This window comes from Mesorhizobium sp. M1E.F.Ca.ET.045.02.1.1 (genome assembly GCF_003952485.1).
In the GTDB taxonomy this organism is placed as follows: Bacteria; Pseudomonadota; Alphaproteobacteria; order Rhizobiales; family Rhizobiaceae; genus Mesorhizobium.
This window is the reverse complement of record NZ_CP034447.1, coordinates 7,218,193-7,242,685: the sequence shown is the minus strand read 5'-3', so window position 1 is coordinate 7,242,685 and position 24,493 is coordinate 7,218,193. Positions and strand designations below refer to the sequence as shown.

The window sequence follows — 24,493 nt, the reverse complement described above, 5'->3', positions numbered from 1 at the left end:
GTCATGTCTCCTCAGCGGCCTCTGCGAACCGTACTCGTGGGGGTCGGTTTGAACTTGCCGGTCGCTGGCGCGCGCGCTTCGGTGCTGTCTTTCTTTTTCTCCGGTCCGCCCATCATCTCCTTGAAGTGAATGTCACAAATCATCCTCAGGCATTCAATGGCGGGGTGCTCTTTACCTCTTGGCCCATCCGGGATGTTCTTGGCCTTTTTCATGGCCTCCATGTTGGCCTCCCGCACTTCCTCGTAAGTGGGGTTCGTACCTTTCGCGCGCTGAGCCTTTGCCCATTCGCCTTGAGCGGCCGTTTTTCGGCCATGCTCGGTGTTAGGATCAGTTGCGTCTTCGAGGCAGACGCAGGGCGCATCGTTCATCGTATAGCTCGGCGTCGTGCTGATGGCTTGGCCACCGCGCGAATTCTGGAAACAGGCATTCTGCAGGATATGGTCCGATTGCTGGTTGGACGCGCATTCCTTGCTTGCGTCGCCATAACGGTGCACCTTCATGCCGAGCTTTGCCAGGATTGACGTGCAGGACTGCTTGCCCACCTTCAACTTTCCGATCTTCGGCCAAGGCGGTGCGTTGCCGGTCGGCGAAGCATGATTGTTGGTCGACAGGTCGGTCATGCGGCTGACGGGTTCGCCATCCGCTTTCACGTCGCTCGACCAGGCGACGGCATACTCCTTGCCGGTATTGACTGAGGTGATCACTCCCTTCTTGGCGGCGCACCCGGCCTCTGTGCCGCTGGTCTTGGTGTAGTACGATTTGTTCTTCTGGGTGATGGTCTGACCACCGATCTTGACGGTGCCGGTGCCATTGTCGGTATCGGAATCGAGTCCGAACGAGGGATAGGGAATAGGCACGCCAGGCGGCGTTGCAGGATTTTCAGGGGGTGTGAAGCAGACGTCCGGAAAGGCGGCGATCACCTTGTTGGCTTGTGCCTTGCAGGCAACCTCGAGGCCATTCGCGTAGACAGTCATCAGGCTGCCCTCGCGGCGAGGATTGCCGCCCCGCAGGCGCCGGCATCGTTCGATGCCTCGATCAGCACTGGATTTCCGGCGGCATATCCCTTGCGGGCCGCCATCCAGGCCATGCCGATCATCAGCGGAACCACGGCTGCGCCGACGTTGCCGAGGGATTCGCCAGGCGACCAGATGTCCTGAAAATCGTGACGGCCGCGCAGCAATCTCAAGCTCGCCAGAGCGCTCTGCTTGAACCAATACTGCTCGCCAATGAGGTCCGCGATGCGGTAGCCGAGCCGATTCATCTCGATGCCGGTTTCCTTGAACGCAGCGCTGTACGCCGACGTCATGCCGTCGGCACGCAACGGCAGATCCTCGGCATTGTAGATCGTTGCGGATTCACGCGCCAAACCCAGTCCGAAGAGGCGAAGGCCGTCGCCGCGCGAGCGCGTGCACAGGATCGCGGCGGCGGCCTCACCCGGAATGAAGCCGTTTGGATTGTCAGCGGCAAGCAGACGATTCTCACCAAGATAATAAGCGATCGCAGGTGCCGTCAGGTAGCTGTCGACGCCCGCGATCATCACATAGGGTACCTCACCCGCCGCGATCATCCTGCGCGCCTGATCAAGTGCTATATGCCCGGAGGGCCGGCCGTGCGCGACGATGCGTGAGCGCGTGCTGGGTTCGATTTCGGTGATCTCCGAAACGCTGCGGAGCAGACGCAAGCTATCCCCGGCCGGACGGCCCGGGCGATCCTCCTCGGCGAGGCAAAGGATGAGCGCGGTCTGACCACGTGCCTGCGGGACGGCCTCGAACGCCTCGCAGATCGCGGCTGCGGCCAGGTGCGCCATGCGCTTTTCGCCAATCCAGCCTCGCGGCAACGGCACCGGCGCGCCGATCAGCAAATCGGTCCCCGAGCCGACGAATCTCGTCTCTTGGAAGCCATCGAGGCGCGCGCGCATCGCGGCACAGGCCGAAGGCGCATCGAGACCGACAGCCGTCACCATGCCGACCGAGGCTATGTCAAGCCTCGTACTCATGCGTCTTCTACCTCCTCGGGCGCGGTCCCGTCGCTACGGACATATTCCCTGCCAGTCGCACGCGCGCGCAGCATCGACTCCGTCGGCGGGCCGACCCAGCATTCCGAGAAATCGAGGATAGTCTTGTGGATGCGCTGCGAAACGCGCCATACGAGCGAGAAGCGACGGTTCTCCGGGTCGAGCAGGATCGTGTCCGGAGAGACGCTCGCCTCCAACGACTTCTCATTGCCTTTGAACAAGGTGATCGGCAGCGCCGTTGAGGGCAGCCGGAAGCTCACACGTCCCTCAGGTGTCAGGTTCACCAGCACCACCTCCTCGCCACCGCGCGGCAGGTCGATCTGCTGGTCCGGCGGCGCCATCTGGAAATAGCGCTCGTCGAAATCCTCAGGCAAGAACGGGAAGACGTTGTCAATCCAGTTCTGGTCATACGTTCCGCCGAACTCGATGCGGCCGGGCCAGCCGCGGCCCATCGGTCCGAAACTCATCGGCTTGTAGTCGCCGAAGGGCGAGCGGATTTCCTCGTTGACAGCTTGCGTGTTCGGTAGCCGCAGGCCTGGGATGAGACGCTGGTTCTTGGTACGCGACCAGCCGGTGCCGACCGGGTTGTATTTGTAGCTGGCGGGAAGGGTGTCCTCAGGGTCTAGCCGGTCGACACCGCCCCAGGCGACATCGTAGGAAATCGGCAACTTCAGGAAGGGCTGCGGCGCGGTCGCGGTGAACACCGGGCCGATTGCGCGCCATTCGCGGTGACCGACGACCTCGAACAGCTTCGACCAGTTGCCGACCTTGATGCCGACCGGCACGCGCTCCGCCGGGCGTCCACCCGGTGCATAGGCGCAGCCATTGGCAATCACATCGCAGCGCGGCTTGCGGAAGGCGAAGTCCGTCTCCCACAGCGTCGCCGAATAGCCAGGCACCCCGGTCTGGGTATCAGCCATGACCAGCGGAACCTGCTCTGCCGACTTCTGCACCAGCCCGCCCGGTTTCGACGGAAAGTCGAACGTGCCTTTCACCACCACGACCAGCCATTCATGGCCGGCCTTGTCCATACCCATGGTGAATTGGTGCGGATAGCCCATCTGGTTCCAGATCTGCATCAGCTCGTCTCCCAACTCGCGGCGAAGATCCGCTCCAGCGCCGGCTGCGGCGCCTGCGGATCGACGTCGAAAATATCCGTGCGCGCGGTCCACATGACGAGGTCGTCTATGACATCGCCATCCTCGTCGATGGGCGGCGCGGGCAGGGCGGCCAGCGCCGAATCCAATTCATCTGGCGTCAGTTCACCCCGTTGCGCGGCAAGCGCCGCATTCTCGACGCCTTCGAACCACGCATCGGCATAGGCCAGCTTGAGAGGCGCCTCGGCAAGCCGCGCGACGATGCTCAGCGGGAACTGCCGCCCCACCCGGTCGGCGCTCTGCACGACGATACCCATCGATGCGCCGAAGGAGGCCGGGCCGGCCACGAAGCGCAAGGCGGTATCCGTCGGCCAGGCTTCGAGCCCGAACAGCGGCACGACATGCTGCGCCAGCCAGCGGTCCCAGACGCGCACGAAATCCGCCGGCAGCCGCCGCGTCACGAAATCGCCGGTGGCGGGCATCTTGCCGTAGAAGCCGGGTATATTCATATCTGCGGTGGACATGTGAACTTCTTGAACATTTCGAGCGTGTACGGGTTCTCGACGCTGGCCGCCTTGAGCTCGAAATCGGCATACATGCCTTTCGTGCCGAGCCTCAGGCTGTAGACGTCGGTGAGCTTGGTTCCGTTGAACTTGCCGCCGCGCAGCATCCTCAGCCATGCCCAACTGCCGGTCTCGTTGAGCATCACCTCGGGCGAGCCGTCGACCGGCTGGAAGGCGAGCGAGATCACGCCGGTCCCGTCCTTGCCCGGCCAGGTCATCGGCTGCGGCCTTGTCGCGTTGTTGTAGTAGACGAGGTTTTGGCCATCTAGGTTGAGCGTCACGCGCGCCACGTTGGGCGACAGGTCCTTCGGCTCCAGCGTGAAGTTCATGACCGGGCCGGTGCCGCCGGGAAACAGGTCGTCGCGGATGTGCCTTGCCTGTTCGAACGCCGCCAGCGCCGCCGGATCGAGGCCGAAATCCGCCCGCCATTTCCAGGGCTCGCTTGCGGTGTCGACATAGTTGATCAGATGATCGTTGATGAAGGCGTCTATCAGCCCGGTCGGCCCGAACAGGCGCTGGAAATCGCGCACATTGACGTCGACCGCGCTGTCGGGACTGAAGGGATAGCGGTTGTTGAGCGCGGCCTGGCAGAAGGGCAGGATGTCCGCGCGCCAGATGGCGTTGAGCTCATTGGTGACGGCCTTTTGCGAGAGGCCGCTTGTATCGCCGGCAATCCCGCCCAGCCAGTCGTTGATCGGGGAGGGCAGGATTTGCGCCTGTCTTGCGACCGCGCCCGTCAGTTCGGCGAGGCCGCCCTGCTTCTTGATGGCGTCCTGCGGGTTGGGATTGGCGGTCACTGTCTGCAAGACGTTGGACAGCGCCGTCAGCGCCACCACGGCCGCGTCGAGCGCCGGCGGCTGGCCGTCGACCTCGGCGATCGTGCCTTTGAGCGGCTTGAAGTGCGCGGCCACCAGGCTGCCGGTCATGTCGACCTGATCGGCCGAGCCCGCGCGGGGCAGCAATTTCGCTCCCGTCTTCACCACCTTGCCCAGCTTGCCGAGCTTGCTCAAGAGCTTCGAGCCGGTCTTCGCGGCGCCGCCCTTGTCGTCGGCCGGCGCTTCGTCGGATCGGGTCAGGTCAGTCTCCTGGACCACCGCCTTCAAAAGCCGCTTCAACGCGGAATCGGCGCTTGAAAGGTCCTTGAGGTTCTCGCTGGCGACGTTGAGGTCGCTCAGCGGCGCCAGCCGCATGTCGCGCAGGAAACTGTCCCACTGCGCGATATAATCGTCGTAGTAGAGTTTCAGAATGTCTTCGGAGAGCGCCGAGACCGAGGTTTCGGAGTTCTCCGAACAGCCGCCGGCGAACACCGCCCGATCGAGTGCCGCCTGCGCCGCCACATCCTCGACCCGGTCGAGAACGGCGTCATGGAAGCCGGCATAGGTGAAGGCTCCGGCAACGCCGACGCGCAGCGTCTTGTCGGAGCGGCGCGCGAACACCTTGGCGCCGTTCGGTCCGGCAAAATTGGCGGGCACCCATTCCTTGACGGCCGCCACTTCGGAGTCGGCGAGAAGCTGCTTGTAGGCACGCTCCGGCAGTGAGATCGTGCACACCGTTTTCAGCGCCTCTGCCACCAGTTCCTTGTCGGGGGCGATATAGCTGTCGTCGACCGCCATGCGTCGGATCGCGGCAAGCTGATGCTCTTCGGCGTCCGCCGTGGGGAAGGGCGGGGCAGGCGCGAATTCCGGCAGGCTGTTCGCCCACCAGTTCTGGGCGAAGTCGGTGTCCATCTGCGACAGGCCCGTCATCATGCGATAGGTCTTGAGCGCCCCGAGCATGAAATCCGGATCGCGGATCTGCCGCCACATCGTGGCCTCGAGCAGCGCCACCATATGTGGCTCGAGCACGTTGCGCAGCGCATGGTCGTAAGTGTCGGTCTGGGCGCGCACGAGCTCCGCCGAGGCGGTCGGGCCAAGCAGGTTGTGGGGTGCGTCCGGCGGCGCGGTGCGGGCCGTTGCGATCGCATCCATCGCGGCCAGCGCTCCATCCATCGTCGGCTGCTCCACGGATGCCGGCGCGGCGGAAACGTCGGTCAGCGGCGCCTGCAGCGCCTCGAACTGGCCGGCCTGCTCGGTGATGGCATTGCGGTTGTCGAGATAGGACCAGGTGAACAGTCCGCCGGCGAGCAGGGCCACGAGCGCGCAGGCAGTGGCCGCGCCGCGCCAGATCCAGGCGCGGCGGCGCTGCGCCAGCGGATCGAACGTGCCGAGGCCGGCTTCCTTGAAGATGACTTCGGTCAAAAGATTCCGCAGGAAGAAGCTGCGCTTCTCGACGCGTGGCGAAAGCATGGCGCGGCGTGGCGGCAGCCCGAAGGAGGAGGACAACGCCGCGGTCAGCCGGTCGATGGGCGCGCCTTCCTGGGTCGCCGATGTTAGGTAGAGGCCGCGCAGCCAGGCGGCTTCCTCGTAACGGCTTTCGCCGAACATCGCCTCGATCAGCACCTGGATCGGCTCGGAAAGGCTGGCGAGCTGGGCCGGGAAGCGGAAGATCTCGGCGCGCGCGCCAAGCTTGTCCTCGTCCTCGAGCCGAGGCACCAGCCGCCGCTCCAGCTCCGTGGCGAGCGCGGCGAGCTCGTTTTCTATTGCCTTGGCGTCGACGCGCACGTCGAGGGGGAAGGTCGTTCCCCAGACCTGCTCGCGCGCGGTGGTCGACAAGCCGCCGAAGAAGGCTTCGAACCCCTTGATCAGGTCGGCCTTGGTCAGCATCAGATAGACGGGAAGGCGGATTTCGAGACGGTCGTTCAGCTCCGCCAGCCGGCGGCGGATCTTGCGGCCATGCGCCTTGATGGCTTCGTCGCCTTCCGAGAGCGCATCGATCGACAGCGTGACGATGACGCCATTGAGCGCGCGACGGCCCCGATGCTTCTTAAGCAGGTCGAGGAAGCCAAGCCATTCGGTGGCGTCGACATCGGGCTGGCTCTCCTGCTGCACGTAGCGGCCGGCGGTGTCGATCAGCACCGCTGTCTCCGAGAAGAACCAGTCGCAATTGCGCGTGCCGCCGACGCCTTGCAGGTCATCGGTCAGGTCGATCGGGAAGCTGAGGCCAGACTGGCGCAGCGCTGTCGTCTTGCCGGTGGCCGGCGGACCGACGATCACATACCACGGCATCTCGCGCAGGAACCTGCGGCCGCCGAGCTTGCGCCGCTTGAGCTCGGCCATGACCTCGCCGAACTTGGCGCCGACCGCGGCGACGCTCTCCTCGCCGGGGGTGAGCTGCTTTTCCTGCACGGGTGCCGCGATCTCGGCGACGAACATGCGATTGGCGCGGATCGCGCGACGCTGGGCGACGATCACCCAGATCAGCCACAGGATGATCAGTCCGGCGATGATGGCGATGCGCACATTGTCGGATTCGAACGGTGCATAGGGGCCGACCTGAACGATCGGGCCGAACACCCAGATCAGCAGCGACAACAGCGCGATGCCGATCAGCGTCCAAAGGAAGCGTGAGGTCAGAACGGCCCAGAGGAAGCGCAGGATGAACATCACAGCCTCTTCTCAACCAGCACCTCGACGCGCCGGTTGAGCGCCCGGCCCTCGCGCGTCGAATTGTCGGCGACCGGATCGGTTTCCGCGCGGCCTTCGGAATGGATGCGCTCCTGCGGCACGCCGGCCTGCACCAGGAGGGTGGCGATGGTTTCGGCGCGCGCTTCCGACAGCCGCTGGTTGGTCGAAAGCGGATTCGACCTTTGCAGGCGCACATTGTCGGTATGGCCGACGACGGTGATGTTACCGATCAGCTCCTGATTGGCGAGGATCACCTTGGCGATCGACTCGACCAGCGGCTCGTAGCCTTGTGTGAGCGTTGGCCGCGACGACTGGAACAGCTCGGGGTTGGAAGACTGGATGACCAGCTTGGCCAGTGACACGCTCTCCGTGCCGCTCAGCGCTCCCTTGAGGCTGTCCGGCGCCTCGGCCTTGAATTCCGGCAGCAACGCGAAATCGACCGGCTGCGGCGGCTCGGGTTCGGGAGCGTCGGGTTTGGGCGCGGCGCGCGCGACATCCGCGCGCTGCGGCGGCGGCAGCGCGCGGACCAGAGCGGAGAGCTCGACCGCCTGGCTGCTCAGCCCCATCGAAAGGCCGATATGGGTTGCGGCGGCAATGACCACGGCCGCCAGCGCCATCACCCAGATCGGCACGATGAAGCGCTGCGGCTCGTCGGAGGCGGTCACGCCCTTCCAATGCGGCGACAGCGGCGCGTCTTCGGCGTCGGCGTTGCGCAGGAAGCGCGCCGCCGCGACGCGGACGGCGTTGAGCGAGCGGTCGCCGGCGCGGCCGGGCACGCGATATTTGCCGCGGAAGCCGAGAGCCAGGCAGTAATATTGCAGCTCCAGCATTTCGCGGTCGCGGTTCGGATGCCGCTCCAGTTCGTCGAGACGCGAGAAGAACTGCGTGCCGGCGTCGACGTCGCCGCGCAGCATGACCACCAGCGGCTGGCGCGGCCATGCGCTGGCGCCGCCCCAGGGCGTGTTGAGCGCAAGATCGTCGAGCAGCGCCGCCACCGCCCAGGCGGCCTGGTCGGCCCGCTCCAGCGAGGATCCCGCCGCCATCGCGGCATCGCGCGCCCGGACCAATTCGTCGAGCAGGCGCGTGCGCAGCACCTCCGGGTTCTCGGGCGCCAGCGCGCTTTCAAGCTCCGGCGCGAATTCGAGCAGCGGCGCGAATGTGTTGATCAGCGTATTGGGGTGCGCGCGCGCCCGCTTCACCGGCGCGCCCGGCGTGAGCGGTGCCATTGGCCGCGGCGACGCGCCGGTCAGCCTGATGCGCGTGCGCTCGCGATCCTCCGACAGTCCGAAGGGATCATCCCGGCTCATGGCCTCACCTGTTCACCGAATAGCAGTCGACCTGCGGCTCGCTCGGCAGGACACCGGAAACGCCGATGACGAAACCGGGGGCGTCGAGCAGCGAAGCCCAATGCTCGCTCTTCTGATCCAGTTCCAGGCACAGCCGGTCGCCGTCATAGGGGATCTCGCGCGGCTGCGAGTGCAGGGGCTTCAGCGGAATGCCGGGCAGGCGCGACTTCCACAGCCCCTCGAACTGGTCGGCCGACCCCACGGTTGCCTGGTTGACGAAGATCTTGCGCAGCGCGTCCTCCGACAACTCCGAGCCGACGCGGATGACGATGCGGCTGGCGACCAGAAGCTTCGGATTGTCGATGCGCACCTTCCAGACATTGGTCGCGTGCCGCATGACCGGCAGCGCGCGCGATTTCGGCTCGATGTAGCGCAGGCTCAGGATCAGCGAGCGCAAGGCGTCGGCAAGCGCCATATAGGCCGGCCCGGGCGCCATGTGATCGTAGGCAGGCAACTCGCCAAGCCGGCGCGCGCTGGAACCGTAGGTCGCCATTTCGCCGGCCAGCCCGGCAAGCTCGAGATAAAGCTCGGCCGGATGGAAGACGTCCTGCGCCAGCATGTGCGCGAGCCGCGGCCGCGCCGCATTGGCGAGATGCAGCATCAGGAGGTCCTCGACGCTGCGGCCGGGGCCGCCCATCACCATCTTGCCATGCGCCTCGGCGATCTGGTCGAGGCCGGTGACGACTTCCTGCAGCAATTGCCGGTACCAGGCGACCGCGCCGGTGATCAGCGTCGGCGGCAGGAAGCTCTCGTCGAGCGAAACGCCGCCGTCGGCGCGAACACCTTTGATGTCGGCGATCGGCAGCGCGGTGTAGCCGCCGACCGATTTGCCGGGTGCGAGCAGCACCGCCTGCGGCCGCGCGATCTCGATCTCTTCAGGGTCGGAGCCGCCCTGGACGGCATCGCGCACCGAAACGATCTTGCCGTGATAGCGCGCGCCGGTCGACGCCGCGTGCGCCGGGTCGAAACCGACGCCGCCGGGCGGCTCGAGCGGCAGGGCGACCAGCACCGGCCCGGCGCCGGTGTCGGCCGTCACCGGCAGCGGCTTCGGAGCGTCCATCAGCTCCGGGATGGAGAAGGGCGTGCCGTCCGGGAAAATGCCCCGGGCGGACACGATCGAGATCTGGCCTGCCTCGAGCAGCGACTGATCGAGCGTCAGCTGCTGGAAGCCGAACGTGTGGAGCTGGCCGGCCTGCAATGTGCCGCGCACCATCGCCTCGAAGAACCGGTCCTGCTGCTGGAAGTGCTGGGTCCTCAAGAAGAGCCCCTCGGACCACAGCACCCTGTTTGCGTCGCTCATGCTGCTGCTCTCTGCACTGCTACCTGTTGTCTGGCCGTCAGGCGGAAATACCGCCGCTGCCGAGGCTGACATTGATGGTGAATTTCGACCCCGGTGACACGGACTTGGTCGTACGCCAGTTCCTGCCGCCAGGTTCGCGGATCAGCGCGACGAAGCCGAGCGCCGTCGCGTTCGGCTCGACCGTGATGGTCTTGGCCGCGGTCTTTCCCGGCGCGACGGAGATTGAGTCGGAGCCGATGAGATCGGCGCCGAGCGCCGAGCCCGCGTCGCCCTGCAGCGCAAAATAGTCGGCCGAATTGAACTTTCCGGTGCTGGCGAGCCGCATCACCAGCACGGTCACCGGCCTGTCGCCGCCGCCCGGTCCCGGATTCATGCCGGCGCCACCGCTCACATTGACCGAGATAACCGATGGTTTCGGCGGGCCGCTCTGGCAAGCCGCAAGCAGCCCCGTCGCGCCGAGGGCAACGATGAATTCGCGTCTGTCGATCATGTCCTACTCCTCTTCGTAAGCATCCCTGAAGTCCGCGCCGATTTCGCCCAGAAAGCTCGATTCCGCGCTCTGGGCGATGTCGCGATGGCGTTTCTGGTAAAGCTCCCACAGCTTGGCGTTGCGCCCGCCCGAAAGCAGATTGCCGATCGCGGAATTGGATTTCAGCTCTTCCTCGATCGCCGCCGGATCGAAGCGGTCGATCATGCGCCGCAGCGCCGCCTGCACGCCCCGCCAGGCCCGCACATGGTGCTGCGCGAGGTCGCGCACCGCATCGGAGATTGCCGCCTCGCCGGAGAGAAAGCCCGGGCTGCGCTCCGAGATGATGGTGACGATGACATCCTCGGCCGTCGGCAGGAATTTGAGCGGGTTGACCTCGGAAGCTCCGACCATCGTCTGGGCGACACGCGCGCTTCCCTTCTCCTCGGCGCGCTTGCGCAGGAGCTGCATCAGCCCTTCCAGCATCAGCCGGTATTCGCGGCCGAACTTCTCCATTTCGACGACCGGATCGCGGCCAGGGAAATCGGCTTCCTCGACACCCATGCCGCGCAGGAACGCGGCACGAAGCGCCATCTCCGTAGCGGGTGCCGCGTGCGCCGGACGGGGCGGTTTGGGAGCAGGGGCGGGGCGCGGCGGCGGAGGAGGCTCGACCGCTTGGCTCGGCATATCCCAGGGATGAGCGGCCTGCGGTTTTTCAGCCGGGTGTTCGCCACGACCGGCCGGATCGGCGCCGTTGGCCGAGGCAGGCGCCGCAGCCGGCCCGAACCCGAAATCGTCATCGAAGTCGGCCGGTGTGGGCACCGGCTCCGTCGCGCTGTCGCGGGACGGCATCTCGTCGAAACCGAACGGATCCGACCGGCCGGGCGCCGCGGCATCGCTGGATTCCGGCGTCGCCACCGGATCGAGGCTGAACGGGTCGTCGAAGGCAGGCGAACTGCGCTGGTTCGAAGCTCGATCATAAGCGCCGGGCGCAGGCTGTTCGAACGGGTCTGGCAGATCGGCCGGACGCGGCCGCCGCGGCTCTTCCTCGACCTTGGCCGAAAAGAAATCGTCGCCGCCGATGCTGGGTGAAGGCCGCGGCTGCGGTGGCGCCCATGCGGGGGTGGACTGGTTGGCGACCTGACCGACCGACGTCTGGCTCGCGTTTGGCTGAACCTCGACATAGAGAACGTAGTCGCCCAACCTCAGCCGCATGCCGCTCTGCAGCCGCGTCGACCTGCCGGTGCCGAGCGGGCTGTCGGAATCGTCGATGAACAGCCCGCTGCTCGAGGTGTCGGTCACGAAGTAGCCGTCGCGGCCGCCGCTGATCTTGCAATGCGCGCGCGAGACGAACATGTCGGGGTCGTCGATCTGCCAGCCGGCATCGGCGCTGCGGCCGATCACCAGTTCGCCCTCGTCCAGCCGGGTCTGTCTCACCACCTGGGAGCGTGGGCCCTGTTCGAGCGTCAGCAGCAGGCTCATCAGGCCACCTCCGCCATTTCCGGCCGCCAGCCGACGATGGTGCGCAGCTTGAGATCGTCGGCGTCGCCCCTCTCGGCGGGGCGCGCAAGCCAGGAGGTTCGGCCGAGCTGGACGGTTCCGATACGGGGCGGCGGCACGGCGTCGCGCGCAAGCACAATGCGTAAATCGACATCCAGCGCTTCCCCGATCATGTCGCGGACCGCTTTCTTGAAGACGGCGAGGCGCCGTTCGCCGGGCAGGAATGACTTGAAGTCGTCGAAGCTGAGTGGGCCGACGCGCAATTCGATCCGGCTCTGGCGGCTGAAAACGCGCGGGCCGATCGTGGCTCCGCGGCCGAGCGCCGCATAGGCCTTGCCAACGCGGCTCTGCAGCGCCGCCGGTATGGTGATCCAGGCGGCGACGAATTCCTTGATCTGAACCGGCACCTTGAAGGCCGTGGCGAGGAACAGCGTCAGCCGCTCCGCGCCGTCGACCTGGTTGGCGAGTGATCCCGCCTGGCGCAGCCGAACCATGTCGAGCTCAGGATCTTGGGTGCCCGGAAGCCCGATCCCCGCCATGGCTTCGAGCATGGCGCGGACGCGTCCGCCGACCGAACGTTCGACCTGGACCGCCGGATGCGCGTCCGCCCAGGCCCGATAGTAGAGCGCTATCATCCGGTGCTGGAGGATGTTGACGAAATCGACGAAAGTCGTGTCGCTGGTCTGCTCCGCGTCGGCGCCGGTGAACCAGCGTTGCGACAGCCGGTCGAGCACCCAGCGCGTCAGATGCAGCGGCATGGGTCCTTCAGGGCCGAGCAGACCGAGATTGGCGACGGTCACCCGCGCCGGCGCCTTTTCGCCAGCCTCCTGGAATTTGACCACGTCCCTGGCTGAAAAGCTCAGGCGCACATGCTGGCCGAGCCGGGCCGGCTCGCGATTGGCCTGGCCGGAATAGCCGAACAGCCCGCCTTTCTGCTCCAGCCGGCGCAGCAGCTCGAAGAAGTCGAAGCCCTCCGACAGCGCCTCGGCCCCGCTCGGGCCCGTTGCGTTGGGAGCGGATCTGCCTAGATCAGGTAGCGATTGCCGGGCGTCATCGGCCATGGCACATCCTCCTGCTTCTGCAACAGCCGCGTGCGCGTCCGCACGAAGCCGTTTATTCCGGCGTGGCGGGCAAACAGCCGCGCAAGCAGGGCCGAAAGCAGCAGCGTGCTTTGCCCCGCCAGCACCGACTGGTCGACATGCAGCGTCACCTCCGTGCCCCGTCCGAAGCACATCGGCCCGTCGATCCTGAGCCGCTCGATGACCGGGCGCGAGTCGATGCGGGTGATCGAATGCACGTTGCGGGCAAGGCTCGGATCTCCGCGGTCGGCATAAAGATCGAGCAGCGCATGCAAAGGGTCAACCCCGCGGCCTTCCTTGGCGAGGCTCAGGAAGTTGAGCGAGAGCTGCGCCACCAGCCGCCAGGCGAGATTGTCGGCGCGGGATTCGCCTTCGGCGCCCGCCGGCAGCGATGCCGGGATCGCCGGCTGCGGCGGCCGCAACGCGCCGAGCAGCCTGACTGTCTCGACCGGGTCGGCCGTCTCCAGCGTCAGCGTCGGGGTGTCGTCCAGGATCGGCAGATCGCGGTTGGTGCAGAGCGCCATCACGTCGAGGCGCCTGAGCGGCCGGTTGGCTGGGCTCCCCGTGGGCCGCGAGACCGCGAGGAACACATCGTCTCCCGTATAGGAGGTGCGGGTCAGGCCGTCGCGCCGCTCGTCTTCGGTGGCCCGGCGCGGGCGCCGCTCTGTCGAATAGACCCAGCCGCTGCCGCGGTTCTGCCCCAGGCTGAAAAGCTCGGGAATTTCGGCCTCGCTGCCTTCCGCGTCGGCGTCTTCCACCCGGGTGACGCGAAAAATCTCGAAATCCCTCGCCCGCGTCCGGTCGGCATGCACCACTTGCCGTGTCCTGCGCGGATCGATCTCGATGACGTTGCATTCGCGCTCGAAGAGATTGATGAGCGGCGTCACGAAGAGCTCGAAATCGGCCGGCGTCACGTCGGCGAGCTCGGGCACCGGGCGTCGGAACAGGAAGATGATCTCCAGTCCCGCCTCGCATTTGCGCACCACGGGTTGCAGGCCTGAGACCCGCACATAGTGGAAGCGTTCGGGGATCATGAAATATTCGCGCAGCAGCCGGTATCCCTCGAAGGTCGGGCGGGTGCGGGGCATCAACGCCTCGTCGTCGCGGATGCCGATCATCTCAGGCTCGGCGAGCGCCGACAGTGGATTGGTCTTGCCTTCCGCTCGCGCGCCGACAGCCGAGCAGGCGCCGAAGATCGCGTCGAAGATGAGAGGCGCCTTGGCGCGCCCGGCGAAATAGAGATCGAGGCGATCAAGTGCGAGTTCGTTGAGTTTGCCCTTTCCGGTCCGGGCAAGCGCAATGCGCAGCGCAGCTTCGCCGCGCACGCCGCCGACGGGGCCGATGCCCGCCGCCGCCAGCCCGCTGCGGTCCTGGAAATAGCTGACCGAGGTGATCGCGATCGGCCACAGCGTGACCTCCTGCGCGGTGGTGAAAGTGCAGCGTGTCGACAGCCCGGGATGCAGGCTGGAGACCAGCCGCGTGCCGCGCCCGACCGAGTGGCCGGCGATCATCGACTGCACCTGCTGGCCCGGCTTCAGCACCGCCATCGCCGTTGCCGGCGCCGGCGTGACCAGATCCGGATAGAGCACGTCGAGCACGGCGCGCGAGAAGCGGGAGCGCTCGGCGTCAACCTTCAGCCGCGTGCGCGCGGCAAGGAACGCCACGCCGTCAAGAAGCCGTTCGACGTAAGGGTCGGGGCAGGGCACCGTGTCGAGGGAAAGGTTGCGGGCAATGGAGGGATGCATGTCGGCGAATTCCGCGGCCAGCGCGCGGATATGGGTCAGTTCCTCTTCGTAGTATTCCACGAAGACCCGATCCATTTCAGGTCTCCCTAAATTCGGTTCGCGCCAGGCCGTTGTCGAGATTGATCGTGGTGCGCAGCCGCATGCGTTCCGGCGTCGGCGTCATGATAAGCACGGCGTCGATCTCGATCTTCAGGCCGACGCTCTTGTCGCCGAGGGTGACATTGACCGTCGTTGCGCTTTCCTTGAGACGCGGCTCGAAGGTGGCAAGCACCGCGCGGATCTCGCGCGCCAAAGTATCGCGGTCGAAGTCCCTCGACGAGCGGCCGGAGAAGGACGGCACGCCATAGTTGACCACGCTGCGCCGCACCTCCGGGAAATCGGCGAGCGGCGGCAGTTCGTCCAATGGCTGTTCGTGCTCGGCATCGGAAAGCATCGGAACGGATTCGAAACGTTCGGTGTTGAACAAGGCCTCGATGTCGCGCCGGACGGCTTCCCTGAGCACCCGCGCCGACACCACCACGCCGCGGCTTTCGATCTCGGCGCGGTGCTCGGACTGGAAGACCAGACGGTGCAGGCGCCGCTTCTGGTCCGGCGTCAGTTCCGCATCGGCATCGACGGCGCGCGCGCTGCCGGCAAGAAGAGCCTCGACGCGCTCGGCGCCGAGCTCCTCCTGCAACTGTCGGCGCAGCCCCTCTATCTCCGAGGTCAGGCCGGGCAGATCGTTGATGAGGCGGTCCCAGAGAGAGGGCTGGACCGCCTCGCGCTTTGCCCGCGAACTGCCGGCCAGATGCGCCTTGTTCGCGCCGGGCCGCCTGGCCTCACTTGCCGACATAGACATCCATTTCGATCTCGTCGTCCTTGTCGTAGACGAACTTGATCTTCTTGTAGGCGAAGCTGACGTCTTCCTCGATCAGGTCGGCCTCATCCTCCGCCTGCCGCATGTCGTATTCCATGATCGAGGCATCGGTGAGCGTCACGACCAGGTAGTCGCTGGTCTCGCCGTCGATCGTGCGGCGGGCCGAAAACACCACTTCGTCGAGCGCCTTGTTTTCGAACAGCGCCTTCTTCAGGTACGGCGACGACTTGTCGTAATGCTTGGTGAATTTGATCATTCCCATCGAGACACGGCCGCGCCGCGAGAGCGAATTCGGGTCGTACGGAGCTACCATCTTGTAGTCGACGCCGTGGACTTCGATCTCGTCTTCATGGCCGTCACGCTTGCTGGGGCCCTTGATATCCGGAACTTTCAAAAAACCATCGATCTTCACTGGCATTGTCTTTCTCCACCGCTTTCAAACGAAACAAGATGACTTTGCTGCATTTCAGCCCTTCACTGACGGCAGTTCCGACACCAGCCGGAGCGAGGCGTTGATGCCTTCCAGCTGGTAGTGCGGACGCAGATAGAAACGGGCATTGTAGTAACCGGGCCGGCCTTCGACGCTGTCGACTTGAACCTCGGCCGCGGCCAGCGGGCGCTTGGCGCGCGCCTTGTCGTCGGCGAAGGCAGGGTTGGCCAGCACGTACCGGTTGATCCATTCGGTCAACCAGATCTGCATATCGGTGCGTTCCTTGAACGAGCCGATCTTGTCGCGCGCAATCGCCTTGAGGTAGTGCGCGAAACGGGACACCGGGAAAAGATAGGGCAGGTTGGCTGACAGCCGCTCGTTCGACTGCGCGTCGGGATCGACCAGACGGCCGGCGCGGGTTTCGTCGTCCTGCAGCGAATGCGCGCCGATGAAGGCGGCAAGGTCGGTGTTCTTCCGGTGCAGGATCGGCATCAGGCCGAGCTTGGCCAGTTCCGCCTCGCGCCGGTCGTCGATGGCGACCTCGGTCGGGCATTTCATCGCGATCGATCCGTCGTCGGTCGGGAAGGCGTGCACCGGCAGGTTGAGCACCGTGCCGCCGTTCTCGACGCCACGGATCTGCGTGCCCCAGCCAAAGAGCTTGTGGCTGCGGTTGATGTTGACGCCCATCGGGAAGGCGGCGTTCATCCAGACATATTTGTTGTGGTCGCCACCCACTTCCTCCTCGAACGTGAACCCCTTCACTGGAACGGTCTCGGTGCCGTAGGGCAGACGTGCCAGCACGCGCGGCATGGTGAGCCCAATATAGCGGGCGTCCTCGCTCTCGCGCAGCGACTGCCACGAGGCGTAGGCCGGGTTGTTCACGATCATCTGCAGGTCCTGCGGGTTCGGCAGTTCCTGCCAGCTGTCCATGCGGAACAGGCGCGGCGAGGCAGCGGCGATGAAGGGCGTGTGCGCGGAGGCGCAGATGCCCGAAATGTTGCGCAGCAGGCCGACGTCGCGCGGATGGTTCGAGAATTCGTAGGCGCCGATGATGCAGCCGATCGGCTCGCCGCCCAGCATCGAATACTCGTCCGTGTAGACCTTCTTGAAGATCGGACTTTGATCCCACATCTGGCCTTCATAGTCTTCGAGCGTGTCGGCCAGTTGCTCCTTGGAGATGTTCATCACCCGGATCTTGAGCTTGGTATCCGTCTCGGTGTTGTTGACGAGATACCAGAGGCCGCGCCAGGTGCCCTCCATCTCCCGCACTTCCGGCGCGTGCAGGATCTCGTTGACCTGCGTCGTCAGCATCTTGTCGATGCCGGCGATCAGCGACTTGATCGACTTGATCGCGTTGGACGAGATCGTCGTGGTCTCGGAGCGCGACTGCGCGGCCAAAGCCAGGTTGCGCACCAGTTGCTGCAGCTTTTCACTGTCGTCTTTCTTGACCTTGAAATCCTTTTCAAGGAGTCCGCTGAATTCGCCTAGGTCTATCGCTTCCGCCTCGGCGGTGGCGGCTGCGGTCTTTTGCTGTTCAGCCATGACTTACTCCTCGCCCTTGCCGTCGGATATCGCCTGGTCGGCGATCTTGCTCAGCAGCGGCTCGTTGTTCAGAAGCTGCGCGATGCGTTTCTCGGCATCGACGCGGCCGTCCATGAAGCCGAGCAGTTCCTCGAGCTGGCGGCGCATCTTGAGGATCTCGGCCAGTTGCGGGACCTGTTCGGCGATCTTGTCGGGCGCGAAATCGCCGATCTTCGAGAAGGTGAGATCGACCGCGAGCTCCTCGTCGCGTTCGGCTCCCTCGGCTTGCGGCAGCGTGTTCTTCACCCGCGCCTTCACGCGCGGCCCCATGGCTTCCATGAATTTGGGGAAGCGGTTGGCGTCGGTTTCGACGAGCTTGCGGTCCAGGACCGACTTCACCGCATCCTTGGTCTGTGAGGCGCCGGAAAGATCGGCCATCACGGCCATGACGAACGGCAGTTCGATCGTCGTCGGGCTGCCGTAGGTTTCGACGTCGTAGGCGATCTGCACGCGCGGCGCGCGGTTTCTTTCGATGACCTTCGCTTTGCTTTCTGCTGGCATGCTTGTTACCTTTCATCCTTCTGGGCCGGCTTCTTGGGATCGGGAACACCGGCAAGCAGCCGGAATTCCTTCAGCCCCGACGGGGCGAGATCTTCCATCAGTTCCACGAAATCCATGTGCACCATGCGGCGCACGCGGCGGGCGAGATGCGGTATCGGGCTCGACGGCTCCGTGCGGTCATAGAAGGCGACGACGAGGTCGAGGCATTTGACGACGTCGTCGCGCGAGGTGATCCGGTCGGGCAGCCCGGCGCCGGGTTCCGCATAGCTTGCCGCACTTGCCATCGCTTCGGCTCCCATCGCTTCGGCCCCCATCCCTTGGGCTCCGTGACCGTTTCCGGCCGGTGCTGCCGGTCCCGTCGGCTGCGCGGAGGGCTTTGCGGCCCCATTCGCAGCAGTGCCGACGGCCGAATTCCGCTCCAGCGTCGTCAGCAAACGCTGCAGGAACCGTTTCAATTCCGGGACAGTGGGGCCGTTGCCTTCGATACGCTTGTTGAGGGCGGTGTCGACTTCGTCGAGCGCGGCGATCGCCGCCCGGGCGTCGGCGAGCAGCGAGGTCATCGCGTCGCCGGCCTGATCGATCTGTGCCGCGCAGCCGCTGCGCACCCGGTTCAGGAGTTGGCTGTGAGCCGTCGCCAGCGCCGCCTTTTCGGAAGCGCCCAGCCCGGAAGCCGCTTCCTGCAGCATGACGCGCTCGTCGAGCGCGCCCTGCTCCAGATCGCGTCCGCTGATGGGCCCGACCTGACGCGGCGAGAAGAAGATCGTCTCGCGAAGGTTCGCCAGCAGGCCTCCCTGGCTGTTCTGAAGATCAAGCAATGCATTGATGCGGCGCAGGGCGGCGTCGCGCGGCGTCGCGTTCGGCCGCAATGCCGGATGCATCGTCTCCCAATACTGGTCGAAGGTGCTGGCAATCAGCTTCAGGCCCTGGGCGAGACCGGCCAGTCCCTCTTCGTTGGCGAGAGCGCGCGCGACGATGACCAAAAGGCGCAGATCCCGGCCGCGGGAGCGAAGCTCTTCCGCCTTGTCGAGGACAGCGGCCCAGTCGACCGGCGTTGATTGCGAAGTCGGCTTGTTGATGCCGTCATGGACAACTTTGAGTAGCGGCTCGGTGAGGCGCTCCAGCTCGTGGAAGGCCGGGTCGTTGCGCAAATCCTCACCCGACGGATTCTCACCGTTCAGAGGATTCAGCCAGAGTGCGAGATTAATCACACTAACCCCCAGCCAGCGGCCCTGAGACCCTATGTGACGTAACGTTATCACTGGCCTCGCGCCACGACAATTGAGCAGCTGCTCAAAAACTAACGGATGCTAAACGCGACCGTTTTCTTCGGCGAAACCCATTGCGCGATTGCCGGGCCCGGTATGTGAAATGGCTCGCATAGCCCGGACGGCGATCCGGTGTTTGTTGCACGTGTATGCAAGACTTTTGTAACAGGGCGGTGCCGCCCGCACATATCCACGCGCCTTGCCCGTCACATGGCTTTGTCAAGTAGCCGCTTATATGGCAGGGTACGGTCGGCAGATTTCGGGAGCAGGTTCAATGGAACAGCGCCGGTCATCGCAGAGCTTCAAGCGTAAGGAACTGGTCGCAAAGCTCAACGCCACGGGGGTGCGCGCCTTCAAGGCCGCGGCCGACACGGCCAAGTTGCGCGGCAATCCCTATGTCGAGCTCGTCCATTTCATTCAGCAACTGGTGCTGTCGGAGCGCTCGGACGTGCAGATGATCCTTGCCGATGCCGGCGTGGATGCCAGTCGTCTGTCAGCGGACATGACCCGCGCCATCGACAAGCTGCCCTATGGCGCCACCTCGGTGGAGGAATTCTCCGACCACATCTTCCACGCCATCCAGGAAGGCTGGAACCTGGCAACGCTGGAATTCGGCGTCGAAGAGGTGCGCAGCGCCCATATCCTGCTTGCCTGTCTGAAGACGCCGGTGCTGGAAGGCCTGGTGTCGAAGATCAGCGCCGAGTTCGACAAGATCGACGCCGATGGTGTCGTTTCCCGCTTCGCCGATGTCACCGAAGGCTCGCTCGAAGCCGGCTCAGCTCCCGCCGCAGCCGCCGCCGAAACGCCGATGAAGCGCGGTCCGGGCGGGGATTCGGCTCTGGCCAAATACGCCACCGACCTCACCCAGCGCGCCCGCGACGGCAAGATCGATCCGGTCGTCGGCCGCGATCCGGAGATCCGCCAGATCGTCGATATCCTGATGCGACGCCGGCAAAACAATCCGATCCTGACCGGCGAGGCCGGCGTCGGCAAGACGGCGGTGGTCGAAGGTTTTGCGCTGCGCATTGCGCAGGGCGATGTGCCGCCGACGCTGCAGAACGTCAGCGTGCGCATGCTCGATGTCGGGCTGATGCAGGCGGGCGCCAGCGTCAAGGGCGAGTTCGAGAAGCGGCTGAAGGCGGTCATCGACGAGGTCCAGGCGTCCGAGACGCCGATCATCCTGTTCATCGACGAGGCGCATACGCTGATCGGCGCCGGCGGCGCGGCGGGCACCGGCGACGCGGCCAATCTCCTGAAGCCGGCGCTGGCGCGCGGCGAGCTGCGCACCATCGCGGCCACGACCTGGGCCGAATACAAGCAGCATATCGAGAAGGATCCGGCGCTGACGCGTCGCTTCCAGGTGGTCAAGATCGAGGAGCCTTCGGAAGCGGTGGCTGTGCTGATGCTGCGCGGTGTCGCCGGCGTGTTGGAGCAGCATCACAAGGTGCAGATCCTGGACGAGGCGATCGAGGCGGCGGTTGCGCTCTCTCACCGCTACATCCCGGCGCGGCAACTGCCGGACAAGGCGGTCAGCCTGCTCGACACCGCCTGTGCCCGCGTCGCCATTTCGCAGCATGCGACGCCGGCCGAGGTCGAGGATATTCTGCGCCGCCGCCAGGCGCTGGAGGTCGAGCGCGGTATCATCGGCCGTGAGGCGGCGATCGGCATCGAGGTCGCCGACCGGCAGGCCCGCGTCGACGTTGGGCTGGCGGAAACCGAGACCACGCTTGCCGCCGCTCAGGCGCGCTGGGACCGGGAAAAAGCTCTGGTGGCCGAGATTCTCGACCTGCGCGCCAAATTGCGCGGCGAGGGCGTGCCGCTCGACGACGCCGCGACTGCTGCGGAAACGGAGAGCGCCGACGCGGCAGCAAAGGCGCCTGAGCAAAAGGCCCCCGAGAGCCAGATTGGCGAGAGCAAGGCTGCCGAGAGCAAGCCACAGAAAGCCAAGGCCTCGAAGGCCAAGGGGGCAAAGGCTGCGAAGGCCGAAGCAGCTTCTGCCGAACCGGCGGATGAAGCCGCCGCCGACCTCGCGCGGCTGCGCGAATTGATGGCGGAGCTCGCCGCCGCGCAGGGCGAGACGCCGCTGATCCTGCCGTCGGTCGACCGCAATGCGGTCGCGGCCGTCGTGCAGGACTGGACCGGCATCCCGACCGGACGCATGCTGTCCAGCCAGACCGAAAAAGCCCTCAGGCTTGCGGCCACTTTGTCCGAGCGCGTGGTCGGCCAGGACCATGCGATGGAGATGATCGCCAAGCGCGTGCAGACCAGCCGCGCCGGCCTCGGCGCGCCGGAAAAGCCCGTGGGCGTGTTCCTGCTTTGCGGCCCCTCGGGCGTCGGCAAGACCGAAACCGCGCTGGCGCTGGCCGAGACGCTCTATGGCGGCGAGCAGAACCTGATCTCGATCAACATGTCCGAGTTCCAGGAAGCGCATACGGTCTCGACGTTGAAGGGCGCGCCGCCCGGCTATGTCGGCTACGGCAAGGGCGGCATCCTGACCGAGGCGGTGCGCCGCAAACCCTATTCGGTGATCCTGCTCGACGAGGTCGAGAAGGCCCATCCCGACGTGCACGAGATTTTCTTCCAGGTCTTCGACAAGGGCATGATGGACGACAGCGAGGGCCGGCGCATCGATTTCAAGAACACGCTGATCCTGCTCACCTCCAATGTCGGCTCCGACGTCATCATGGACCGCACGAAGAATGGCACGGTGCGGACCGGGATCGACGATCTCGACACCGCGTTGCGCACGCCACTGCTGAAAGTATTTCCGGCGGCATTCCTGGGTCGGGTGGTGACCATTCCCTACTATCCGCTGTCGGATTCGATGATCGAGGCGATCACCCGTCACCAGTTCGCCAAGATCGCCAGGCGCCTCAGGGCGACCAACGACGCCGAGCTGGTGATTGGCGACGGCGTCATGGACCTGGTCAAGGCGCGCTGCACCGAGATCGAATCCGGCGGCCGCATGATCGACGCCATCCTCACCAACACGCTGCTGCCGGAGCTCAGCCGCGGCGTGCTCAACCGCTCGCTCGAGGGCGCGAAGATGACGAAGGTCACCGTCGGCGCATCGGCGGAAGGGTTCACCTACTCCTTCGAGTAGCGGGCTTGGGGCGCAAAAAAATTCGGCGCCATGTCACATTGGGCGGAGCCTCGCTCGTCTTGAGGTCGGAACCAACGAAAGGAACCGACCATGACTGCCAGACTTGACCCCCTTGCCGCCGCGCCTTCGCTGATGAAGGAATGGCATCGCGCCTCGCTTGCTATCGCGTCCAGCCTCGATCCGGCTCTCGCCGAGCTCATCGAGATACGTTCCTCCCAGATCAACGGCTGCGCCAACTGCATCAATTTGCACACCACCTACGCCCGCGAACGCGGAGAGACCGAGCAGCGCGTCTACCTGCTGGCGGCCTGGCGCGAGGCGCCGTGCTATACCGACCGCGAGCGCGCGGCGCTTGGCTGGACAGAGGCGCTGACGCGCATCAGCGAAGGCCATACGCATGAGGCCGCTTACGAGGCGCTGAAGGACCATTTCACTGAGGAGGAGCGGGTGAAGCTCACCCTGATGATCAACATCATCAATGGCTGGAACCGCATCGCGGTCGGCTTCGGCGGCTTCGTCGATCCGGCGGCCCTGAAAGCCGCCAATGCGAAGGCTTCCAACAAGGCGGCCGCCGCTTGACGGCGGAGCCGGCATCAAAGGGCGCGGCGGCGGAATTCGAACCGCTGCGCCCGAAGCTCATGCGGGTCGCCTACCGCATGCTGGGCTCGGTGGCCGACGCCGAGGACATGGTGCAGGAGGCTTTCGTCCGCTGGATGGGGGCCGACCGCGCCGAGGTGCGTGAGCCCGAGGCGTTCCTGCGCCGCACGGTCACCCGCCTCTGCCTCGACCAGCTCAAATCCGCGCGCCACCAGCGCGAAACCTATGTCGGCTCCTGGCTTCCCGATCCCGTTGTCGAAGACGACGAACCGGATGACGTCACCTTGCCACTGATGCTGGCGCTGGAGCGCCTGTCGCCGCTCGAGCGGGCAGCCTTCCTGCTGCACGACGTGTTCGGGCTGCAATTCGAGGAGGTTGCGGCTGAGATCGAGCGCGACCCTGCTGCGTGCCGTCAGCTCGCCGCCCGCGCCCGCAGCCATGTCCGGGAGGGGCGACCGCGTTTCAAGGTCGAGAAGGAGCGCGGCCTGGAGCTTGCGGAAGCCTTCTTCAACGCCTCGCGCAGCGGCGACATGAAGGCGCTCGGCGCAATGTTGAGCGCCGACGTTAGCGCCCACGCCGACGGCGGCGGCAAGCGTCCGGCGGCGATAGAGCCGGTCTTTGGCTTCGACGCCGTCATGAAGCAATACGCGACCGTCGTCGCCTGGCTTCAGGAAAACCGCTCTGAGCTTGTCCGCTTTGGCTTCGTCAACGGGTTGCCCGGTTTCGTCACCCTTGAGGCCGACGGCGAGCTGCAGACGACGGCGCTCGACATCGAGGAGGGCAAGATCGCCGCGATCTATGTGATGCGCAATCCCGACAAGTTGAGGCATCTGCACTAAAGCATGTCTCCCGAAAGTGGGAACCGGTTTCGGGACCAAGACATGCGTAAAATCAAAAACCTAAAGCGCACGAAGCGAATCTGAAAGATCGCGACGCGCTTTAGCAACCGCACCCTGATTGCCATCTGTAAGGCTGCTGACGGAACCTTTGTTCCTCTATATGCTTGGGTACCAGATGGCCAAAAGGGTTGCTGCCGATGAAGACGAAAAGCCTTGCGATCTCCGCTCTCGTTTTGGCCACGGCCGTTGCCGTATCCGCCCCGGCATTCGCCGGCGACCGGCACCATCATCGCCCGGTCGAGCGTGAGCGCTACGTTCCCGCCGAAGGCGACCTCATCGACATCCTGTTCGGCGGACCGCGCTACTATGACGCCATGTTGGTAACCACGGCGGCGGGCGCCTGTTCCTACCACCGGACGGGGCCGGACGCGAACGCGCTGAACAAGATCAACGACCATCACTGCGGAAAATAGGCCACCCACACCAGTCTTTCGTTTCGCGTGGCCACCCGGCCGATCGGTCGCGACCGCTTCTGCTTTGCCGCTCCCTTTTTTGGTTCACCGACCGGTAGGCGAGCCAGTTGCCGTCAGCGATTGCTTCCGTGCAGGTCTCAAACCATCGCACACATTCGGCCCAAGCATTGTATACAATAATAAAGAAAGATGTTGACAATCTGCCGCAGCCGGTTTCCCTTTAAGCGATCCGCGC

Annotated in this window: 20 protein-coding genes; 4 read left to right on the top strand and 16 right to left on the bottom strand. The window is 65.3% G+C overall.

Annotated features, from left to right (window positions below; translation table 11 throughout):
• Positions 1-11: 11 nt before the first annotated feature.
• From EJ070_RS37330 to tssA, 16 genes are read right to left on the bottom strand one after another with little or no spacing between them, the layout of a single operon-like run.
• On the bottom strand, positions 12-974 hold the full coding sequence (locus EJ070_RS37330; protein WP_245464771.1) for a DUF4150 domain-containing protein: 963 nt from the start codon (positions 972-974) through the stop codon (positions 12-14).
• A complete protein-coding gene (locus EJ070_RS35525) occupies positions 974-1,996 on the bottom strand; it encodes a 3-oxoacyl-ACP synthase (RefSeq protein WP_126095516.1) in 1,023 nt (340 codons plus the stop codon). The genes EJ070_RS37330 and EJ070_RS35525 overlap by 1 nt, the downstream gene beginning before the upstream one ends.
• The gene (locus EJ070_RS35520) at positions 1,993-3,093 is read right to left on the bottom strand and encodes a DUF2169 domain-containing protein (RefSeq protein ID WP_126095515.1); all 1,101 of its coding nucleotides are present in this window, start codon (positions 3,091-3,093) and stop codon (positions 1,993-1,995) included. The genes EJ070_RS35525 and EJ070_RS35520 overlap by 4 nt, the downstream gene beginning before the upstream one ends.
• On the bottom strand, positions 3,093-3,635 hold the full coding sequence (gene tagF / locus EJ070_RS35515) for a type VI secretion system-associated protein TagF (RefSeq protein ID WP_126095514.1): 543 nt from the start codon (positions 3,633-3,635) through the stop codon (positions 3,093-3,095). The genes EJ070_RS35520 and tagF overlap by 1 nt, the downstream gene beginning before the upstream one ends.
• Entirely contained in the window at positions 3,617-7,156 is a 3,540-nt protein-coding gene (tssM, locus tag EJ070_RS35510; RefSeq protein ID WP_126095513.1) for a type VI secretion system membrane subunit TssM, read from the bottom strand. The genes tagF and tssM overlap by 19 nt, the downstream gene beginning before the upstream one ends.
• Positions 7,156-8,484, bottom strand: coding sequence for a type VI secretion system protein TssL, long form (tssL, locus tag EJ070_RS35505; protein WP_126095512.1), 1,329 nt, complete (start codon positions 8,482-8,484; stop codon positions 7,156-7,158). Before tssL ends, tssM begins: the two co-directional genes overlap by 1 nt.
• Positions 8,485-8,488: 4 nt before the next feature.
• Positions 8,489-9,823: a type VI secretion system baseplate subunit TssK gene (gene tssK, locus EJ070_RS35500; RefSeq protein WP_126095511.1), complete on the bottom strand. Its 1,335-nt coding sequence runs from the start codon at positions 9,821-9,823 to the stop codon at positions 8,489-8,491.
• A 37-nt stretch (positions 9,824-9,860) separates the two neighbouring features.
• Positions 9,861-10,313: a type VI secretion system lipoprotein TssJ gene (gene tssJ / locus EJ070_RS35495; protein ID WP_126095510.1), complete on the bottom strand. Its 453-nt coding sequence runs from the start codon at positions 10,311-10,313 to the stop codon at positions 9,861-9,863.
• Positions 10,314-10,316: 3 nt separating this feature from the next.
• Positions 10,317-11,771 carry a type VI secretion system-associated FHA domain protein TagH gene (tagH, locus tag EJ070_RS35490; protein WP_126095509.1) on the bottom strand — a complete coding sequence of 485 codons (1,455 nt, stop codon included), beginning with the start codon at positions 11,769-11,771 and terminating at the stop codon, positions 10,317-10,319.
• On the bottom strand, positions 11,771-12,850 hold the full coding sequence (gene tssG, locus EJ070_RS35485) for a type VI secretion system baseplate subunit TssG (protein WP_126095508.1): 1,080 nt from the start codon (positions 12,848-12,850) through the stop codon (positions 11,771-11,773). Before tssG ends, tagH begins: the two co-directional genes overlap by 1 nt.
• Positions 12,814-14,688 carry a type VI secretion system baseplate subunit TssF gene (tssF, locus tag EJ070_RS35480; protein ID WP_126095507.1) on the bottom strand — a complete coding sequence of 625 codons (1,875 nt, stop codon included), beginning with the start codon at positions 14,686-14,688 and terminating at the stop codon, positions 12,814-12,816. Before tssF ends, tssG begins: the two co-directional genes overlap by 37 nt.
• A gap of 1 nt (position 14,689) precedes the next feature.
• The gene (gene tssE, locus EJ070_RS35475) at positions 14,690-15,445 is read right to left on the bottom strand and encodes a type VI secretion system baseplate subunit TssE (RefSeq protein WP_126096038.1); all 756 of its coding nucleotides are present in this window, start codon (positions 15,443-15,445) and stop codon (positions 14,690-14,692) included.
• A complete protein-coding gene (locus EJ070_RS35470; RefSeq protein WP_126095506.1) occupies positions 15,432-15,887 on the bottom strand; it encodes an Hcp family type VI secretion system effector in 456 nt (151 codons plus the stop codon). The genes tssE and EJ070_RS35470 overlap by 14 nt, the downstream gene beginning before the upstream one ends.
• Before the next feature lie 48 nt (positions 15,888-15,935).
• Positions 15,936-17,441 carry a type VI secretion system contractile sheath large subunit gene (tssC, locus tag EJ070_RS35465; RefSeq protein ID WP_126095505.1) on the bottom strand — a complete coding sequence of 502 codons (1,506 nt, stop codon included), beginning with the start codon at positions 17,439-17,441 and terminating at the stop codon, positions 15,936-15,938.
• Between the two features lie 3 nt (positions 17,442-17,444).
• Positions 17,445-17,981, bottom strand: coding sequence for a type VI secretion system contractile sheath small subunit (gene tssB, locus EJ070_RS35460; RefSeq protein ID WP_126095504.1), 537 nt, complete (start codon positions 17,979-17,981; stop codon positions 17,445-17,447).
• A gap of 5 nt (positions 17,982-17,986) precedes the next feature.
• Positions 17,987-19,189: a type VI secretion system protein TssA gene (gene tssA, locus EJ070_RS35455; RefSeq protein ID WP_126095503.1), complete on the bottom strand. Its 1,203-nt coding sequence runs from the start codon at positions 19,187-19,189 to the stop codon at positions 17,987-17,989.
• Positions 19,190-19,520: 331 nt separating this feature from the next.
• Here tssA and tssH point away from each other — a divergent pair, with 331 nt between their 5' ends.
• From tssH to EJ070_RS35435, 4 genes are all read left to right on the top strand, one after another.
• Complete coding sequence (gene tssH / locus EJ070_RS35450; protein ID WP_126095502.1) at positions 19,521-22,349, top strand: type VI secretion system ATPase TssH; 2,829 nt, start codon at positions 19,521-19,523, stop codon at positions 22,347-22,349.
• 90 nt (positions 22,350-22,439) lie between these two features.
• Positions 22,440-22,928, top strand: coding sequence for a carboxymuconolactone decarboxylase family protein (locus EJ070_RS35445; RefSeq protein WP_126095501.1), 489 nt, complete (start codon positions 22,440-22,442; stop codon positions 22,926-22,928).
• A 59-nt stretch (positions 22,929-22,987) separates the two neighbouring features.
• Positions 22,988-23,785, top strand: coding sequence for a sigma-70 family RNA polymerase sigma factor (locus tag EJ070_RS35440; RefSeq protein ID WP_245464981.1), 798 nt, complete (start codon positions 22,988-22,990; stop codon positions 23,783-23,785).
• A 197-nt stretch (positions 23,786-23,982) separates the two neighbouring features.
• Entirely contained in the window at positions 23,983-24,258 is a 276-nt protein-coding gene (locus EJ070_RS35435; RefSeq protein WP_126095499.1) for a hypothetical protein, read from the top strand.
• Positions 24,259-24,493: the final 235 nt, after the last annotated feature.

Bases quoted from the DNA above. Each gene is read 5' to 3' on its own strand.
- EJ070_RS37330 (WP_245464771.1), bottom strand. From the start codon at position 974: ATGACTGTCTACGCGAATGGCCTCGAGGTTGCCTGCAAGGCACAAGCC.
- EJ070_RS35525 (WP_126095516.1), bottom strand. From the start codon at position 1,996: ATGAGTACGAGGCTTGACATAGCCTCGGTCGGCATGGTGACGGCTGTC.
- EJ070_RS35520 (WP_126095515.1), bottom strand. From the start codon at position 3,093: ATGCAGATCTGGAACCAGATGGGCTATCCGCACCAATTCACCATGGGT.
- tagF (WP_126095514.1), bottom strand. From the start codon at position 3,635: ATGTCCACCGCAGATATGAATATACCCGGCTTCTACGGCAAGATGCCC.
- tssM (WP_126095513.1), bottom strand. From the start codon at position 7,156: ATGTTCATCCTGCGCTTCCTCTGGGCCGTTCTGACCTCACGCTTCCTT.
- tssL (WP_126095512.1), bottom strand. From the start codon at position 8,484: ATGAGCCGGGATGATCCCTTCGGACTGTCGGAGGATCGCGAGCGCACG.
- tssK (WP_126095511.1), bottom strand. From the start codon at position 9,823: ATGAGCGACGCAAACAGGGTGCTGTGGTCCGAGGGGCTCTTCTTGAGG.
- tssJ (WP_126095510.1), bottom strand. From the start codon at position 10,313: ATGATCGACAGACGCGAATTCATCGTTGCCCTCGGCGCGACGGGGCTG.
- tagH (WP_126095509.1), bottom strand. From the start codon at position 11,771: ATGAGCCTGCTGCTGACGCTCGAACAGGGCCCACGCTCCCAGGTGGTG.
- tssG (WP_126095508.1), bottom strand. From the start codon at position 12,850: ATGGCCGATGACGCCCGGCAATCGCTACCTGATCTAGGCAGATCCGCT.
- tssF (WP_126095507.1), bottom strand. From the start codon at position 14,688: ATGGATCGGGTCTTCGTGGAATACTACGAAGAGGAACTGACCCATATC.
- tssE (WP_126096038.1), bottom strand. From the start codon at position 15,445: ATGTCGGCAAGTGAGGCCAGGCGGCCCGGCGCGAACAAGGCGCATCTG.
- EJ070_RS35470 (WP_126095506.1), bottom strand. From the start codon at position 15,887: ATGCCAGTGAAGATCGATGGTTTTTTGAAAGTTCCGGATATCAAGGGC.
- tssC (WP_126095505.1), bottom strand. From the start codon at position 17,441: ATGGCTGAACAGCAAAAGACCGCAGCCGCCACCGCCGAGGCGGAAGCG.
- tssB (WP_126095504.1), bottom strand. From the start codon at position 17,981: ATGCCAGCAGAAAGCAAAGCGAAGGTCATCGAAAGAAACCGCGCGCCG.
- tssH (WP_126095502.1), top strand. From the start codon at position 19,521: ATGGAACAGCGCCGGTCATCGCAGAGCTTCAAGCGTAAGGAACTGGTC.
- EJ070_RS35445 (WP_126095501.1), top strand. From the start codon at position 22,440: ATGACTGCCAGACTTGACCCCCTTGCCGCCGCGCCTTCGCTGATGAAG.
- EJ070_RS35440 (WP_245464981.1), top strand. From the start codon at position 22,988: ATGCGGGTCGCCTACCGCATGCTGGGCTCGGTGGCCGACGCCGAGGAC.
- EJ070_RS35435 (WP_126095499.1), top strand. From the start codon at position 23,983: ATGAAGACGAAAAGCCTTGCGATCTCCGCTCTCGTTTTGGCCACGGCC.